Source organism: Flavobacterium flavipallidum, from assembly GCF_038289905.1.
GTDB lineage: Bacteria > Bacteroidota > Bacteroidia > Flavobacteriales > Flavobacteriaceae > Flavobacterium > Flavobacterium flavipallidum.
Genome location: NZ_JBBYHU010000051.1, coordinates 1 through 15,203, shown reverse-complemented (window position 1 = coordinate 15,203; position 15,203 = coordinate 1). Strand labels below are relative to the sequence as shown.

Below are 15,203 nucleotides of genomic sequence, written 5' to 3'. Positions count from 1 at the left end.
AGATTACTATAATAATGAGAGAATAAAACTTAATCTAAAAGGAATGAGCCCGATACAATATCGAGCTCATTATTATCAAATTTAATTATAAATTCGTCTAAACTTTTGGGTGCAGTCTAATTAGAGCAGCTTTTATTTTTTTAATCAATATTCTTCTAACAATTCCTTCTGGAACAGTTATTTTTATTACATTAGTTATCGAAACACCCGCATCTATGACGCAATTATTGGGTCAAATAATAGATTCATTTACATGCTAAACTTTGGTTTTCAGGCGAAAGTTTAATAAGCTATTTAATAAAAAAGAATTGAATACAATTATACAAAGAATAGAACCACCTTTTTGGTATTTTGGGATGAACAAACCCGAAGTTCAAATTCTATTTTACGGAAAAAACATTAGTGAATATATAATTACACTTGAAGACAGCACTGCTTTAACCAATGTAAAAAGAACGGTAAACCCTAATTTCATCTTTGTTACTATAAACACTCAAAACATAACTACAAACGAAATTTATTTTAAGTTCCAACAAAAAAACAAAAGAAGCTTTATACAAAAATACGAACTCAGAAAACGCAGAAAAGATTCGGCTTTACGCAAAAGTTTTGATGCCTCTGATTGTGTATATCTTTTAATGCCTGACCGTTTTGCTAATGGAAATCCAAACAACAAAAACGACAGCAACACTACCGAAAAATACAACCGAAATTTGCCGGAGGGCAGACACGGTGGAGACATCCAAGGTATCATTAAACATTTAGATTATATAAAAAAACTTGGTGCAACTGCCATTTGGAGCACACCACTTTGCGAAGACAACGATGCAAACTACTCCTATCATGGTTACGCACAGTCTGACGTTTATAAGATTGACCCGCGTTATGGTACAAATGAAGATTATGTTATTCTTGTTGAAAAAGCACATCAATGCGGACTAAAAATAATCATGGATTACGTGACAAATCATTGGGGCATTGAACATTGGATGGTAAAAGAATCACCCACCGCCGACTGGATCCATCGTTTTGAAAACTACACCGAAACAAACCACAAAAGAAGTACTGTAAGCGATATTAATGCTTCAAAAATTGACCGAACGATTTGCCTTAATGGATGGTTTGTCCCAACTATGCCCGACTTAAACATCACCAATCCCCTAGTTTTCAACTACCTTTATCAAAATGCGATATGGTGGATTGAATATGCCAACCTGGATGGATTTCGTGTAGACACTTATAATTATTCTGAACCCGAATTTATAGCTAAATGGACTAAAGCCATCACCGATGAATACCCCAATTTTAATCTGGTAGGCGAAATCACGATGCGTAATCAAAGTTTGCTTTCTTATTGGCAAAAAGACAGCGCCATTGCAAAAATCCAAAACTTCAATTCTAATTTACCCAGCGTAATGGACTTTGCAGTTTCTGATGCCTTACAAATGGTTTTCAACGAAGATGATGACCGATGGGATCAGGGAATCACAAAAATATACGATCATTTATCTAAAGATTTTTTATTTCCAAATGTCAATAATTTAATGATTTTTGGCGAAAATCACGACACCCGAAGACTACATCACATCTACAATAACGACATTAGAAAATACAAATTAGTCATGAGTATGCTCGCAACCATGCGAGGTATTCCGCAGCTATACTACGGTTCCGAAATTGGCATGACAGGAGATCAAAATCTGGGTGATGCAGATATTCGAAGAGATTTTCCTGGAGGATGGAATGATGATAAAAACGACGCTTTTACTAAAGAAGGCCGAACTGAATTTCAGAATACTTTATTTGATTTCACTTCAAAATTATTCCAATGGAGAAAAACAAACAAAGCCATACATTTTGGAAAAACCACCCATTACATCCCTGAAAACAATGTTTATGTATATTTTAGATACGACAACAATCAAAGCGTGATGGTTATCATCAATAATCATCCGGAGAAACAAGAACTCAACACAAATCGGTTTAAAGAAAATATCAATCATTACACTATGGCTAAGGAGGTTTTAGAACATCATATTTTTAAATTAGCTGAAAATATAAGCATCGAAGGAAAGTCGGCTTTAATTTTAGAATTAGCCTAATCCTTAAATTTCTGATTTACTATCTTTGTAAAAAATAGAATTTATGTTCAAAATAGGTCATCGTGGCGCCAAAGGTTACGAACCGGAAAACACCTTAAAAAGCTTTCAAAAAGCAATCGATTTAGATGTTGACGGTATCGAACTTGATGTACACCTTAGTGCTGATAACGAACTCATGGTCATACACGATGAAACCATCGACCGAACCACTGATGGCAAAGGTTTGGTTTCAAAATACACCAGAAAAGAACTTCAAAATTTCACCATAGAAAACCAATATCACATCCCCACTTTAACCGAAGTTTTTGAATTAGTCAACAAAAAATGTTTTATTAATATCGAATTAAAAGCATTTGGAACAGCCACAAAAACAGCAGCTTTAATCGAAAAATATATTTCGGAAAAAAACTGGAATTATTCTCATTTCATTATTTCCAGTTTCAATTGGGATTTATTGACAGAAATAAGAGCAATCAATTCAAAAATTCCCATTGCAGTTTTGACTGAAACAGATATTGAACAGGCATTGGCTTTCGCCAAAAAAATACAAGCAAAAGCTATCAATCCTGATTTTCAACTTTTAGATTTAAATACCGTTCAAGAAATTCAAAAATTAGAATTCGATGTAATTCCTTGGACGGTGAATGAACCAAATGACATCAAACAAATCAAATCCTTTAACGTAAACGGAATCATCTCTGATTTTCCAGACAGAATATGACACAAAACTTTGATATAATTGTTGTAGGCGGCGGTGCAGCAGGATTTTTTACAGCCATCAATATTGCCGAAAAAAATCCGAAATTAAAAATAGCGATTTTGGAACGCGCTGCCGATGTTTTGCAAAAAGTGCGTATTTCGGGTGGTGGTCGCTGCAATGTAACCCATGCCTGTTTTGAACCGAATGAATTGGTCAAATTTTACCCTCGGGGCGAAAAAGAATTACGAGGTCCTTTTCATCAGTTCTGTTCCGGGGATACCATCGAATGGTTTGAAAAACACGGTGTGGAACTCAAAATAGAAGAAGACGGAAGAATGTTTCCTGTTTCCAATTCGTCACAAACCATCATCGATTGTTTCCTGCAAACTTCGAAGAAATTAGGAATTACGGTACTTACAGGACAATCAGTACAGTCAATTTATAAAAAAGACAGTGTTTGGAAAATTGAAACGCAGAACGAAAATTACCTGACAGAAAAATTAGTTATGGCTACAGGCAGTAACCCAAAAATTTGGGAAATGCTGCAACAACAAGGTCATGCAATTATAAGTCCGGTTCCATCGCTTTTCACTTTCAACATCAAAGATGCCCGAATCAAAGAATTACCGGGAGTTTCGGCTTTGGTTTCTGTAAAAGTAAAAGACACTAAACTCGCTTCAACAGGACCTTTATTAATCACACATTGGGGAATGAGTGGTCCGGCAATTTTGAAATTATCGGCTTGGGGAGCACGCATTTTACATGATAAAAATTATCAGTTTACTATTTTTATAAACTGGTTGAACGATGTAGATACAGTTGAAGCGGAACAACATTTGAGAGAGCTAAAACAAGAACATTCGAAAAAAACAGTTGCTAAAAAATCCCCATTTGAATTGACGAATCGACTTTGGGAAAGTCTGGTTCTGGCTTCCGGAATTTCCTCTGAAACTAAATGGGCTGATTTATCCAAAAACCAAATTCAAAATCTGGCAAAGCAACTCACTCAGGCAACTTTTCAAGTTAATGGAAAAAGCACGTTTAAAGAAGAATTTGTTACTGCCGGTGGCATTGATTTAAAAGAAATCAACTTTAAAACCATGGAAAGTAAAATTCACGAAAACCTATATTTTGCCGGAGAAATTGTAAATATTGACGCTATAACCGGTGGTTTTAACTTTCAAAATGCCTGGACGAGTGGTTTTATTTTGGCAAATGCTATTTGAGTTTTTCAATCAAAAACTTGGCAAATACTTAATCGATAAGTAAATTTGGTCTTTACCTTAATTTTAAAAAAATCCACACTTGATAATGGATAAACGATTACAACTTAAAGTAATTATTAAAAAATGTGAATTAAAATTTGGTCGCGGAGATGCTGAAAATTGGAAACATAATGATTTCAATGATTTCAGTGCTGCCATTTTAGAAAGCACAAAAATTAATATAAGTCCAAATACTTTAAAACGAATTTTCGGAAAAATCCCAACTGATAAATATTATCTACCTCAACAAGCTACTTTTGATGCTTTAATATGCTATTCAGAAATTGATGAAAATGAATTAGCTGATGAAAATAGTAATACTATAACCATTCCGATTTCTAATCAAACAGAAACAAAACCTAACAATTCCAAATTCAAAGTTGGATTATTAATTTTCGCATTAATTGTTTTATCAACATTCCTATATTTCAACTTTAGAAATTCTTTTTTTAACGCAAACGAAGTTAAATTAAACCTTTCTTCATCAGAAGGAATTCTTCCTAAAACCTGTTATTTTGATGTAAACATTCCTAAAAAGGCTGACAATCTGTACATTGATTTTGGTGATCGCTCTGCATTAGTACATTTGCAACCCAATCAAAAAATAATATCACATACCTATTTTATACCGGGTGTCTTTGATGTGACCATCACTGATCAAATTAAAAATATTAGTCAGTCAAAAGTATACGTATCTACAGCGAATAAATGGTATATGCTTGGATTTCAAAGACAACGCATCATACCTGATAATTACTATGCTGTTCAGGTACAAAAAAACCATGACAGCTTATTTTACATTTCTAACAAAAACTTATTTAAGCAAGGCATTGACACTATTCAACCTTTTTTTATCAGACTTTGTAATTATGCTCCGCTAAAACAAAATGCTGATAATTTTATTTTTGAAGCTACTTTTAAAAAAGGAAAACAATCTAATGCTATTTCCTGCAACGGATTGGTTTTTAAAATTTCAGGAAGCAAAAATTACATCCGTTTTAATTTTGTTAATCCGGGTTGTAGTTCGAGAATAACAAATATAATAAGTGAAAAAACACTTAAAGGAACAACTCACAATCTGTCACCATTTGTTGTAGACTTTCAAAAATGGAACAGCATAAAACTCATCAATAAAGACAAAAAACTAAGTCTTTTAGTAAATGGCATCCTCCTGTATAATACGGAATACAGCCACTCCTTAGGTGATATTCGAGGTTTATTTGTAGAGTTTGAACGCAATGGTTTTATCAAAAATTGCAGTTTAAGCTCTGTAGACGGCAAGAATTTTTACCAATTCTAAAAACACATAAACCACTGATTACAAGCACATACATCTTGTCCAAAATTATGGACACACTTTGATTAACCTTATTTAGCACTACCTATTTGAATAGTTTTATTTTTGATATTCTCTAAAATAAAATTTTTATTGTGCTATGAATAATAACCAACCGCTTGCAACATTTAAAAAACCATTTAATAAAATTGATTTCAATTTAAAAACACTATTGCTGTTTTTTTTCATGATCAATTTTACTCAAACTTGGTCAAAACCAAAAACAGATTACCCGCAAAAAAACTCTAAATCTCCTATCAGTTTTAAGTTTGATTTTGGAACAGGAAAAGCTGATTCGGGCTTCTTGAAAGTACTGCCTGAAAACGTATATAATGTTGAAAAGGGATTTGGACTGGATTTTGGAACTTCGGCAACAGCAAATACAAAAACAGGAAAGCAAGCATTAACCGATGGTTTCCTTACCTCAGATAAACCTTTTTATTTTTCCGTAAAATTACCTGAGGGGAATTACCATATAAAAGTAACTTTAGGCGATGACGCTGCTGTTTCTGAAACTGTAATCAGAGCTGAAAATCGCCGAATGATGGTGAATAAATTACAAACCGAAAATGGAAAACACAAGGTGGTTGAATTCACACTTCATATTCGAGACAGTATTATTCGTGGTGGAAAATTCAAAAAAGTAAGTCTTAAACCAAGAGAAAAAGACAACTACCAATGGGATGATAAGCTAACTCTTGAATTTAACGGTTCAAGTCCAAAAGTTAATGCTATTGAAATATATCCTGAAGAAAGTAAAGTAACAACCATTTTCTTGACAGGCGATTCTACAGTAGTGGATCAATCCAATGAACCTTGGGCTTCCTGGGGTCAAATGATACCTGCTTTTTTTAAAGCTGGAGAAGTAGCCGTTGCCAATTATGCCGAATCAGGAGAAACTTTGAGTAGTTCCATTGCGCAACACCGTTTTGATAAAGTCTATAGTTTAGTTAAACCCGGGGATTATGTCTTCGTTGAATTTGGACATAACGATCAAAAACAAAAAGGAGAAAACAATGGTCCTTTTAAAAATTACAAGACAAATTTAGAAAAAGTAATAGCTGAGATTAAGAAAAAGGGCGGAATTCCAGTTTTGGTAACTTCTGTTCAAAGAAGAAGATTTGATAAAACCGGAAAAATTGTGGAAACTCTGGGCGATTATCCTGAAGCGGTTAGAGTAACAGCCAAAGAACAAAATGTAGCATTGATTGATTTGAATGCCATGTCAAAAATCATGTATGAAGCATTAGGAGAAAAAGAATCTATTAAATTATTTGTGCATTATCCTGCAAATATATTTCCCGGAAAAGACAAACCATTGGCTGACAACACTCATTTCAGACCATATGGAGCATATGAGATTGCTAAGTTAGTTGTTAAAGGAATTCGTGATGTCAATTTAAAAATTGCCAAATCAATTTCCGATGGCACTCCTCAATTTGATCCAGCAAAACCTGGAGCTTTTGATGATTTCTATTGGCCAATGAGCCCACTTAAAGAAGTAGTAAAACCGGATGGAAATTAATTATTTTAGAAACATAAATTTTAAAAAAAATGTTTAAAATCAATAAATTACTTTTTTTTATAACTACACTTCAATGCTTCATTATCTGGGCTCAGGAAAAAGAAAACAGAACTAAAAATTTTCCGAAGCAAGAAGAAAAAGTAACAACCGCTCCTAACAATAAGAAAGTTTGGGTTTTTATAATGGCAGGTCAGTCTAATATGGAGGGTCGTGGTTTGGTTGAACCTCAGGATACCATTTCAAACAACCGAATTTTAACTATTAACAGTAAAAACGAACTCATCCTTGCAAAAGAGCCTATACATTTTAGTACGCCGGCTTATCGTGGTTTAGATTGCGGAATGGCTTTCGCAAATGAGTTATTAAAAAGTATTCCAAAAGATGTAGTTATACTTTTATTACCAACTGCGGTAGGTGGCAGTCCCATTGAAAAATGGATAAAAGATTTACCTCACAGAAACATCAATCTGTATTCCAACTTCAAAGAAAAATTGGAACTTGGGCAACAATACGGAACTATTAAAGCTATACTATGGCATCAGGGAGAATCGAACGCCAACGCTGCAGGAATCGCTAATAGAAACCAAAACTTAAAAACGCTTTTTTCTTCTTTCAGAAAAGAGGCTAACAATGAGAAATTACCAATTCTTATTGGAAATATTGGTTCTTTTTCAAAAGAGCCGGCATTATGGGCCGAAATAAACAAAGCAAACACAACTTATATACGAGAGGATAAATATGCTGCTATTGTCGAAACAGCTGACTTAAAACACAAGGGAGACAAAGTGCATTTTGATGGGGAAAGTCAAAGAATAATGGGGAAAAGATTTGCTGAAAAGTACCTTAACACCTTTGCTAAAAAGGGACTATAAAAAATAATAAAAATGTATAATAAATTAATAATAAAAATAGTTTTCACTTTGTTTTTCATCATTGGAAGTAGTGTACAGGCCCAATTAATAACAGACACTAAGCCAAGCACAAATACTTTCCCTTTGGCAAGTACAGCTTCTTTTCCTTTAATCCAAAAAGGAATGGTTCCGGCTATACTAACCGATAAAAATGACGCAGAAGTAGTGACAATTGTCGCTAATGCCGTTGCTTTCGATTTTGAATTAGTCAGCGGTAACAAACCAGCAACTATCCATCAGCGCACTAATGAAGAATACCTTATAATTGCAGGAACTATCGGAAAATCTAAAGTAATTGACGGATTGATCAAATCCAAAAAAATTAAGGTTTCTCAAATTCAAAACAAATGGGAATCTTATACCATTACAACGGTTAATAATCCAATACCCGGAGTAAAGCAAGCCTTAGTCATAGCAGGAAGCGACCGTAGAGGAACTGCTTATGGTTTATTTGAAATATCAAAATTAGCCGGAGTTTCTCCGTGGGTTTGGTGGGCTGACGTAAAGCCCAAACCTAAAAAAGAATTATATGTATTAGCAGGCACAATGAATCAGAGAGAACCATCGGTGAAATACAGAGGAATCTTTATCAATGACGAAGATTGGGGATTGAATCCATGGGCTGCTAAAAACATGGACAAAGACATCAAAGATATTGGTCCAAAAACCTATGCTAAAGTCTTTGAATTATTGCTTCGTTTACGAGCCAACTTAATCTGGCCCGCTATGCATGATAGTACGAAAGCATTTTGGTATTATCCTGACAATCCTAAAGTAGCCGATAAATACGCCATCGTAATTGGTTCTACGCATTGTGACATGATGTTACGATCGAATACTTTTGAATGGCAGGAAAATTACGTACACGAATACGGGCACAAACCGGGTGAATACCGTTATGACACCAATAAAAAAGAAGTATCAAAATATTGGGAGGATCGAGTTAATGCTGCTAAAAATTACGAGGCTATGTACACCGTAGGAATGCGAGGGGTAAGGGATGGTAATATCGTAGGGCCTACAACCAAAGAGGGTAAAATTGCCCTAATGGATACTATTATACAGGATCAACGTAAGATTTTTAAAAAGTATTTTGGAGCTGAGAATAAGGCATTACAAATATTCTGCCCTTACAAAGAAGTTTTGGGTTTATATACCGGTGGATTAAAAATACCTGACGACGTAACTCTGGTTTGGACAGATGACAACTATGGTTACATTCGCCAACTTTCCAATTCGAAAGAACAAAAACGCAGTGGTTCCAGCGGTATTTATTATCACCTATCTTATTTAGGCGGTCCGCATGATTACACCTGGTTATCTTCTACTTCCCCATCGCTGATTGCGTATGAAATGACAAAAGCCTATCAATTTGGAGCAGACAAATTTTGGGTAGTCAATGTGGGTGATATCAAACCGGCTGAAATGGAAATTCAATTCTTTTTGGATATGGCTTGGGATATGAAAAAATGGTCTCCTGAAAATGCGGGTCAATATGCACAATTTTGGGCCGAATCAACTTTTGGTACTGCATTAGCACCTGAAATTGCTACCATAAAAAAAGAATATTATCAATTAGCACATAGTGGAAAACCGGAACATATGGGATTTTTGCATTTTGATGATGCTTCTAAAAAGAAACGATTGAAAGATTACAGTTCTTTGGTTGAAAAAGTCAATACAGCTAAGAAAAACGTACCTGCCTTTCTTCAGAATGCCTTTTTCGAATTGATAGAATATCCAGCCAATTGTGCAGCCTTGATGAATGATAAATTCTTCTATGCACAAATGAGTATGGAAGTAAAAACAAACAACAAAACGCTGGCATTAGAATATTCTCAAAAATCAAAAGATGCTCTTGAAAAAATCATTTCTTTAACCAAATATTACAATAAAGAAATTGAAAATGGAAAATGGGATGGCATTATTACCAATGCACCAAGAAATTTAGCTACTTATGGTATGCCGGAAATTTCAAATCCTGAGATTTTAAGTGATTCACTCCGAAATCCAAAAGAATATGATCACAGGTATTTAAGATTAGATCCAGTAAATGCTGCAAGTGTAGCCGAATTTATTTCTGTAAAGGCTGCTGACTTCAAGACAAAAAATGAAATTCCATCCGAAAAAATCATTACCGTTGAAGGACTTGGATTGGGAGGAGAAAGTGTTTCACGTTATCCATTTACGGGAAAATCATTTGATAAAAACAACTTTGATAAAGCGCCTTATGTAGAATATGAAGTAAATTTAAAAACTGGTAACTATCAATTATCTTTAAAATCATTACCTAATAAAGCCATAAACAAAGAAAGAAATTTAAATCTTGCAGTGGTCATTAATAATCAAAAACCGCAGTTTCTGGATACTGATAATTCGAGAGAAGATAAAAATTGGTCAGCCAGTATTGTAAGAGGATATTTTGAAAAACAATTAGCTTTTGCCACAGAAAAAGAAGGTATTGTAAAAATTCGAATCTATATTTTAGATACCGGATTAGCTTTAAGCAGAATAGACATTAACAAACAATAGTTTTTAGACAACCAAAATATGAATTTCAAAAGTAATATAAGCTCAAAGATTTCACTGTTACTAATGGCGTTTTTACTATTAGCAGTAACTACAAAGGAAGAACCTAAAAACTGGACTTCTTCATGTCAACCATTGAAAGAAATGGCTCAAATTAAAAAATTAATCAAAGCTCCAAAATTTAAAAACCAGGAATTTAACATTCTGGATTTTGGAGCAAAAGCTGATGGAAAAACCCTAAATAGTGAGGCATTCAAAAAAGCAATTGAAACTTGCAACAATAAAGGAGGCGGTAAGGTAATTGTCCCTTCGGGAGTATTTCTTACTGGACCTATCTATTTGAAAAGTAATGTTAATTTACATTTGAAGGAAGGCGCAACGATACTTTTTTCACAAAATCCTAAAGACTACCCAATCGTTTTAACACGTTGGGAAGGAATGGATTGCATGAATTACTCTCCCCAAATCTATGCTTATGGCGAAAAAAACATTGCCATTACAGGTAACGGGACTATTAACGGAAATGCCGATAAAAAACATTGGTGGCCTTGGAAAGGACGTAAACAATACGGATGGAAAGAAGGCATGACTAATCAAACCGCTGCCCGTGATAGTTTACATAAATTAATGAAACAAAAATTAGATCCAAGAAAACGTATTTTTGGTGAAGGTCATTACTTAAGACCGTATATGATTCAACCTTACAACTGTAAAAACCTCTTGATATCAGGTGTCTCCTTACTCGATTCTCCTATGTGGTTTGTAAGTCCGGTTATGTGTGAAAATGTGACTATCGAAAAAGTACGTATCGACTCAGAAGGACCTAATACAGATGGTTGTGATCCTGATGCCTGTAAAAATGTACTTATCAAAGATTGTTATTTAAATACAGGAGATGATTGTATTGCCATCAAATCAGGCCGTGATGAAGACGGCAGAGACTATAAAAAACCTGCCGAAAATCATATCATTGAAGGTTGTGAAATGAAAAATGGCCATGGCGGAATTGTAATAGGAAGTGAAATTGCAGGTGGAGCCAAAAACATTTACGCCGTCAATTGTAAAATGGATAGTAAAAATTTGGACAGAGTTCTTCGTGTTAAAACCTCTTCTTCCAGAGGCGGAACCATTGAAAATATCTTCCTCAAAGATATCACTGTTGGAAGTTATGGAGAATCTGCTATACATTTCAATATGTTCTACGAAAATCCGGGCAACTTTATGCCTGTAATTCGCAATATTTGGGTAGAAAATTTAAATATAGAAAAAGGTGGTGAATATGCTATTTGGGTCAATGCTTACAAAGAATCTCCAATAGAAAATCTAACAATTGTAAATTGTAATTTCAACGGTATTAAAACACCATTAAAAATCGATAATGTAAAAAACATAAAAATAGAAAATGTGAGCATTAACGGTGAGATTTTTAAATATGTTGCTAAACAAAAGAAATAATACATCCATGAAATATTCTTTAAAAATTAAGGCTTTTGTTCTTGCTTATTCACTTTTGAATATACTGCATTCATTTGCACAATCAGGAACACAAAAAGAAATCCAATATCTTTCCGGAACCGATGTAAAAAACACCAAAATCTGGGATTTTTGGGTTACAGCAGGACGCAACAGTGGCAAATGGTCTAAAATCCAGGTACCCAGCCATTGGGAACAACAGGGTTTTGGAGCATACAACTACGGTCGTGATAATGTTACTAATGGAAAAAATTTCCGATTCCACGATGAAAAAGGCTTTTATAAATACGAATTCGCAGTTCCTGCCACATGGCAAGATAAAGAAGTAAACATTGTATTTGAAGGTTCGATGACCGATACCGAGGTAAAAATCAACGGAAAATTGGTTGGACCAGTACATCAGGGATCTTTTTACAGCTTCAAATACAATATTGGCACTACATTAAAATTTGGACAAAAAAATCTATTAGAGGTTAAGGTTAGTAAAATGTCCGATGACAAATCAGTTAATGGAGCAGAGCGTTTGGCTGATTACTGGATTTTTGGAGGTATTTACCGACCTGTTTATTTAGAAGCATTACCTAAAGCCAATATCGTCTGGACAGCAATCGATGCTAAAGCAGATGGCTCTTTTAGAATGAATGCACATTTGAAAAACATAACTGATGCTTATACTGTTGAAGCTCAAATTTTGGATACCAAAGGAAAAATTGTAGCTACAACTAAAACTACCGCCTCAGATTCAATTGTAACGCTAAGCACCAATATAAAAAAACCAATACTTTGGACGGCCGAAACGCCTAATTTGTATCATCTAAAAGTGAGTTTACACAAAGGTGCAGACAAAATTTATGAAACCTCAGACAAATTTGGTTTTCGTACTATTGAAATACGCAAAGAAGACGGAATTTATGTAAATGGGACTAAAATAAAAATCAAAGGAGTTAACCGACATGTTTTTTGGCCGGAATATGGCCGTGCTACTTATCCGGAAGCCGATTTAGTAGACGTAAAGTTAATCAAGGAAATGAATATGAATGCGGTACGTTGTTCACATTATCCTCCTGATGCTAATTTTCTGAGAATTTGTGATTCTTTAGGTTTGTACGTGATTGATGAATTAGCAGGTTGGCAAAAAGCTTATGCAACTAAAGTTGGAGAACCATTGCTAAAAGAAATGGTGATTCGTGATGCCAATCATCCATCGATTATTTTTTGGAGTAATGGTAACGAAGGTGGTCATAACTTTGATTTTGATGATGATTTTGGAAAATACGATTTATCAAATAGAACCGTAATTCACGCACATCATAAACCTGGAAATGCTATTAATGGTATTGATTGTAACCATTATGAGGATTATTATAGCACAAAAAAACTGGTTGAAGAGTCTAATATTTATATGCCTACCGAATTTTTGCATGCCATGCAGGACGGTGGTGCTGGTGCCGGCCTGGCAGATATGTGGGAGTTGCACTGGAATGCTAAAAAAGGAGCCGGAGGTTTTATTTGGGATTTTGCTGATGAAGGAATTGTACGAACCGATTTAAACAACATGATTGATGTAAATGGTAATAATGCTGCCGACGGAATAGTTGGACCACATCGCGAAAAAGAAGGTAGTTTTAATGCCATCAAAGAAATTTATTCACCAGTTCACATCACTCTTAAAGAACTCCCTCAAGATTTTAATGGTGAGATTCCTGTAGAAAACCGTTATCACTTTACTAATTTGAACCAATGTATTTTCAAATGGGAGTTACTTACATATAAAGGAAAACAAGATGAAGAAATAGGACATGATGTCTTGAAATCAAACACTGTTCTGGGGCCTAATATTGCACCTACTGCAAAAGGAAATTTATCCCTAAGTCTTCCTGCCGACTGGAAAAATGCTGATGCTATCGCTGTTACAGCTATTGATCCAAATAATAATGAAATATATAGATGGGTTTGGAAAATCAAATCCAATACTGATTTATTGAAAGGAATGTTGGAAGCAGAATCGCCAAAAACAGTGGAAGTTAAAGACGAAAAAGATATATTAACCCTTACAGCTAATGCGATTTCGGTAAGTTTTGATACAAAAACGGGTGCAATTGCTAAGGTGAAAAACGAAAATGGTGCGGCTATCTCAATATCTAATGGTCCTGTTTTGGTGAATGGTACAGCAACTTTTTCAGCCTTGAAACATTTTAAAGAAGGAGATGCTTATGTGGTAGAAGTAAGTTACACTGGTAATCTGCAATCCGTTCGTTGGAAAATGCAACCTACAGGATGGCTGGAAATGAGTTATCAATATGCGCTGGATGGGGATTATTCTTTCTCGGGTATTAGCTTTAACTATCCCGAAGGATTAGTTATGGGAGCAAAATGGTTAGGAAAAGGACCGAATCGCGTTTGGAAAAACCGTTTAAGTGGCGTTACCCTTGATGTTTATGAAAATCGATATAACAATACGCAAACAGGAACTTCCCCTTGGATTTACCCTGAATTTAAAGGCTATTACTCTGATATTGTTTGGATGGAACTAAGCACACTAGAAGGAAAATTTACGGTTGCTTCACCTGATAAAGATTTATTTGTTCGTCTATTTGATTTTTATGGTATCAATGCCAATAATCCACATCCTAAATTACCTTTGGGAGATTTATCTTTCTTAGATACAATTCCTGCAATTGGTTCTAAAATGGGAACAAATGATACTAACGTTAGAGGTTTTGGTCCTGAAAGTGAAAAAAATGCCATTCATGGAACTACTAAGCGAACACTCAATTTTTATTTTGGAACACCAAAATTAAAAGTACAAAAAGAAGAAAAGTTACCTAATTAGAATTCACAAATTCATTTGCAACATTTATATTAAAATATCTCAAAATTAATTAACACCAAAAAAAATGAAAAAATTATTTATTGTAGCCTTATTGGCTTTAGGAATGTCAGGATTTGCTCAAGTACAAAGAACAAAAGCAAATAAAAAAATGGAACAAATGGCAAAAGATTTGACTTTAAACGACGAACAAAAAACATCAATTTTAGTCTTACTTAAAGAACAGGAAGTTCTAGTAAACGATTCTAAAGCTAACCCATCTAATGCAAAGGATAACAAAAAGAAAAGAGATGAACTAGGAAAAAAAATTAATGAGATCTTAACTCCTGAGCAATTAGAACTTAAACGCGCTCTACAAGCAGCTAAAAAACAGTAATTATTAATAACCGAAAAAGCCATCTCACGATATACTAGACTGCACCCAAAAGTTTAGACGAATTTATAATTAAATTTGATAATAATGAGCTCGATATTGTATCGGGCTCATTCCTTTTAGATTAAGTTTTATTCTCTCATTATTATAGTAATCTAT

The 15,203-nt window shown here is 34.4% G+C and carries 12 protein-coding genes; 11 read left to right on the top strand and 1 reads right to left on the bottom strand.

The features are described from left to right. From AAEO59_RS16410 to AAEO59_RS15885, 11 genes are all read left to right on the top strand, one after another. Positions 1–85: IS3 family transposase (locus AAEO59_RS16410; protein WP_407934932.1), on the top strand; the 85-nt coding region annotated here is incomplete at its 5' end. Between the two features lie 223 nt (positions 86–308). Next, on the top strand, positions 309–2,102 hold the full coding sequence (locus AAEO59_RS15930; RefSeq protein ID WP_341701742.1) for a glycoside hydrolase family 13 protein: 1,794 nt from the start codon (positions 309–311) through the stop codon (positions 2,100–2,102). A 43-nt stretch (positions 2,103–2,145) separates the two neighbouring features. Beyond that, complete coding sequence (locus AAEO59_RS15925; RefSeq protein WP_341701741.1) at positions 2,146–2,823, top strand: glycerophosphodiester phosphodiesterase; 678 nt, start codon at positions 2,146–2,148, stop codon at positions 2,821–2,823. Next, entirely contained in the window at positions 2,820–4,028 is a 1,209-nt protein-coding gene (locus AAEO59_RS15920) for a BaiN/RdsA family NAD(P)/FAD-dependent oxidoreductase (RefSeq protein WP_341701740.1), read from the top strand. The genes AAEO59_RS15925 and AAEO59_RS15920 overlap by 4 nt, the downstream gene beginning before the upstream one ends. 85 nt (positions 4,029–4,113) lie before the next feature. Then, positions 4,114–5,367, top strand: coding sequence for a hypothetical protein (locus AAEO59_RS15915; RefSeq protein WP_341701739.1), 1,254 nt, complete (start codon positions 4,114–4,116; stop codon positions 5,365–5,367). 136 nt (positions 5,368–5,503) lie between these two features. Continuing rightward, positions 5,504–6,928, top strand: coding sequence for a rhamnogalacturonan acetylesterase (locus AAEO59_RS15910; protein WP_341701738.1), 1,425 nt, complete (start codon positions 5,504–5,506; stop codon positions 6,926–6,928). 29 nt (positions 6,929–6,957) lie between these two features. Further along, on the top strand, positions 6,958–7,800 hold the full coding sequence (locus AAEO59_RS15905) for a sialate O-acetylesterase (protein WP_341701737.1): 843 nt from the start codon (positions 6,958–6,960) through the stop codon (positions 7,798–7,800). A 12-nt stretch (positions 7,801–7,812) separates the two neighbouring features. After that, the gene (locus tag AAEO59_RS15900; protein ID WP_341701736.1) at positions 7,813–10,371 is read left to right on the top strand and encodes a glycosyl hydrolase 115 family protein; all 2,559 of its coding nucleotides are present in this window, start codon (positions 7,813–7,815) and stop codon (positions 10,369–10,371) included. Between the two features lie 63 nt (positions 10,372–10,434). Then, positions 10,435–11,823: a glycoside hydrolase family 28 protein gene (locus tag AAEO59_RS15895; protein WP_341701735.1), complete on the top strand. Its 1,389-nt coding sequence runs from the start codon at positions 10,435–10,437 to the stop codon at positions 11,821–11,823. A gap of 7 nt (positions 11,824–11,830) precedes the next feature. Then, positions 11,831–14,674 (top strand): glycoside hydrolase family 2 protein, encoded by a 2,844-nt coding sequence (locus tag AAEO59_RS15890; protein ID WP_341701734.1) that lies wholly within the window; start codon positions 11,831–11,833, stop codon positions 14,672–14,674. Between the two features lie 64 nt (positions 14,675–14,738). Then, positions 14,739–15,047 (top strand): hypothetical protein, encoded by a 309-nt coding sequence (locus AAEO59_RS15885; protein WP_341701733.1) that lies wholly within the window; start codon positions 14,739–14,741, stop codon positions 15,045–15,047. A 69-nt stretch (positions 15,048–15,116) separates the two neighbouring features. Here the strand turns inward: AAEO59_RS15885 and AAEO59_RS16405 are convergent, their stop codons facing one another. Further along, entirely contained in the window at positions 15,117–15,203 is an 87-nt protein-coding gene (locus AAEO59_RS16405) for an IS3 family transposase (protein WP_407934929.1), read from the bottom strand.

What these genes read in the sequence shown, in the direction of transcription:
- AAEO59_RS15925 (WP_341701741.1), top strand. Translation starts at nt 2,146, where the DNA reads ATGTTCAAAATAGGTCATCGTGGCGCCAAAGGTTACGAACCGGAAAAC.
- AAEO59_RS15910 (WP_341701738.1), top strand. Translation starts at nt 5,504, where the DNA reads ATGAATAATAACCAACCGCTTGCAACATTTAAAAAACCATTTAATAAA.
- AAEO59_RS15915 (WP_341701739.1), top strand. Translation starts at nt 4,114, where the DNA reads ATGGATAAACGATTACAACTTAAAGTAATTATTAAAAAATGTGAATTA.
- AAEO59_RS15895 (WP_341701735.1), top strand. Translation starts at nt 10,435, where the DNA reads ATGGCGTTTTTACTATTAGCAGTAACTACAAAGGAAGAACCTAAAAAC.
- AAEO59_RS15890 (WP_341701734.1), top strand. Translation starts at nt 11,831, where the DNA reads ATGAAATATTCTTTAAAAATTAAGGCTTTTGTTCTTGCTTATTCACTT.
- AAEO59_RS15905 (WP_341701737.1), top strand. Translation starts at nt 6,958, where the DNA reads ATGTTTAAAATCAATAAATTACTTTTTTTTATAACTACACTTCAATGC.
- AAEO59_RS15920 (WP_341701740.1), top strand. Translation starts at nt 2,820, where the DNA reads ATGACACAAAACTTTGATATAATTGTTGTAGGCGGCGGTGCAGCAGGA.
- AAEO59_RS15885 (WP_341701733.1), top strand. Translation starts at nt 14,739, where the DNA reads ATGAAAAAATTATTTATTGTAGCCTTATTGGCTTTAGGAATGTCAGGA.
- AAEO59_RS15900 (WP_341701736.1), top strand. Translation starts at nt 7,813, where the DNA reads ATGTATAATAAATTAATAATAAAAATAGTTTTCACTTTGTTTTTCATC.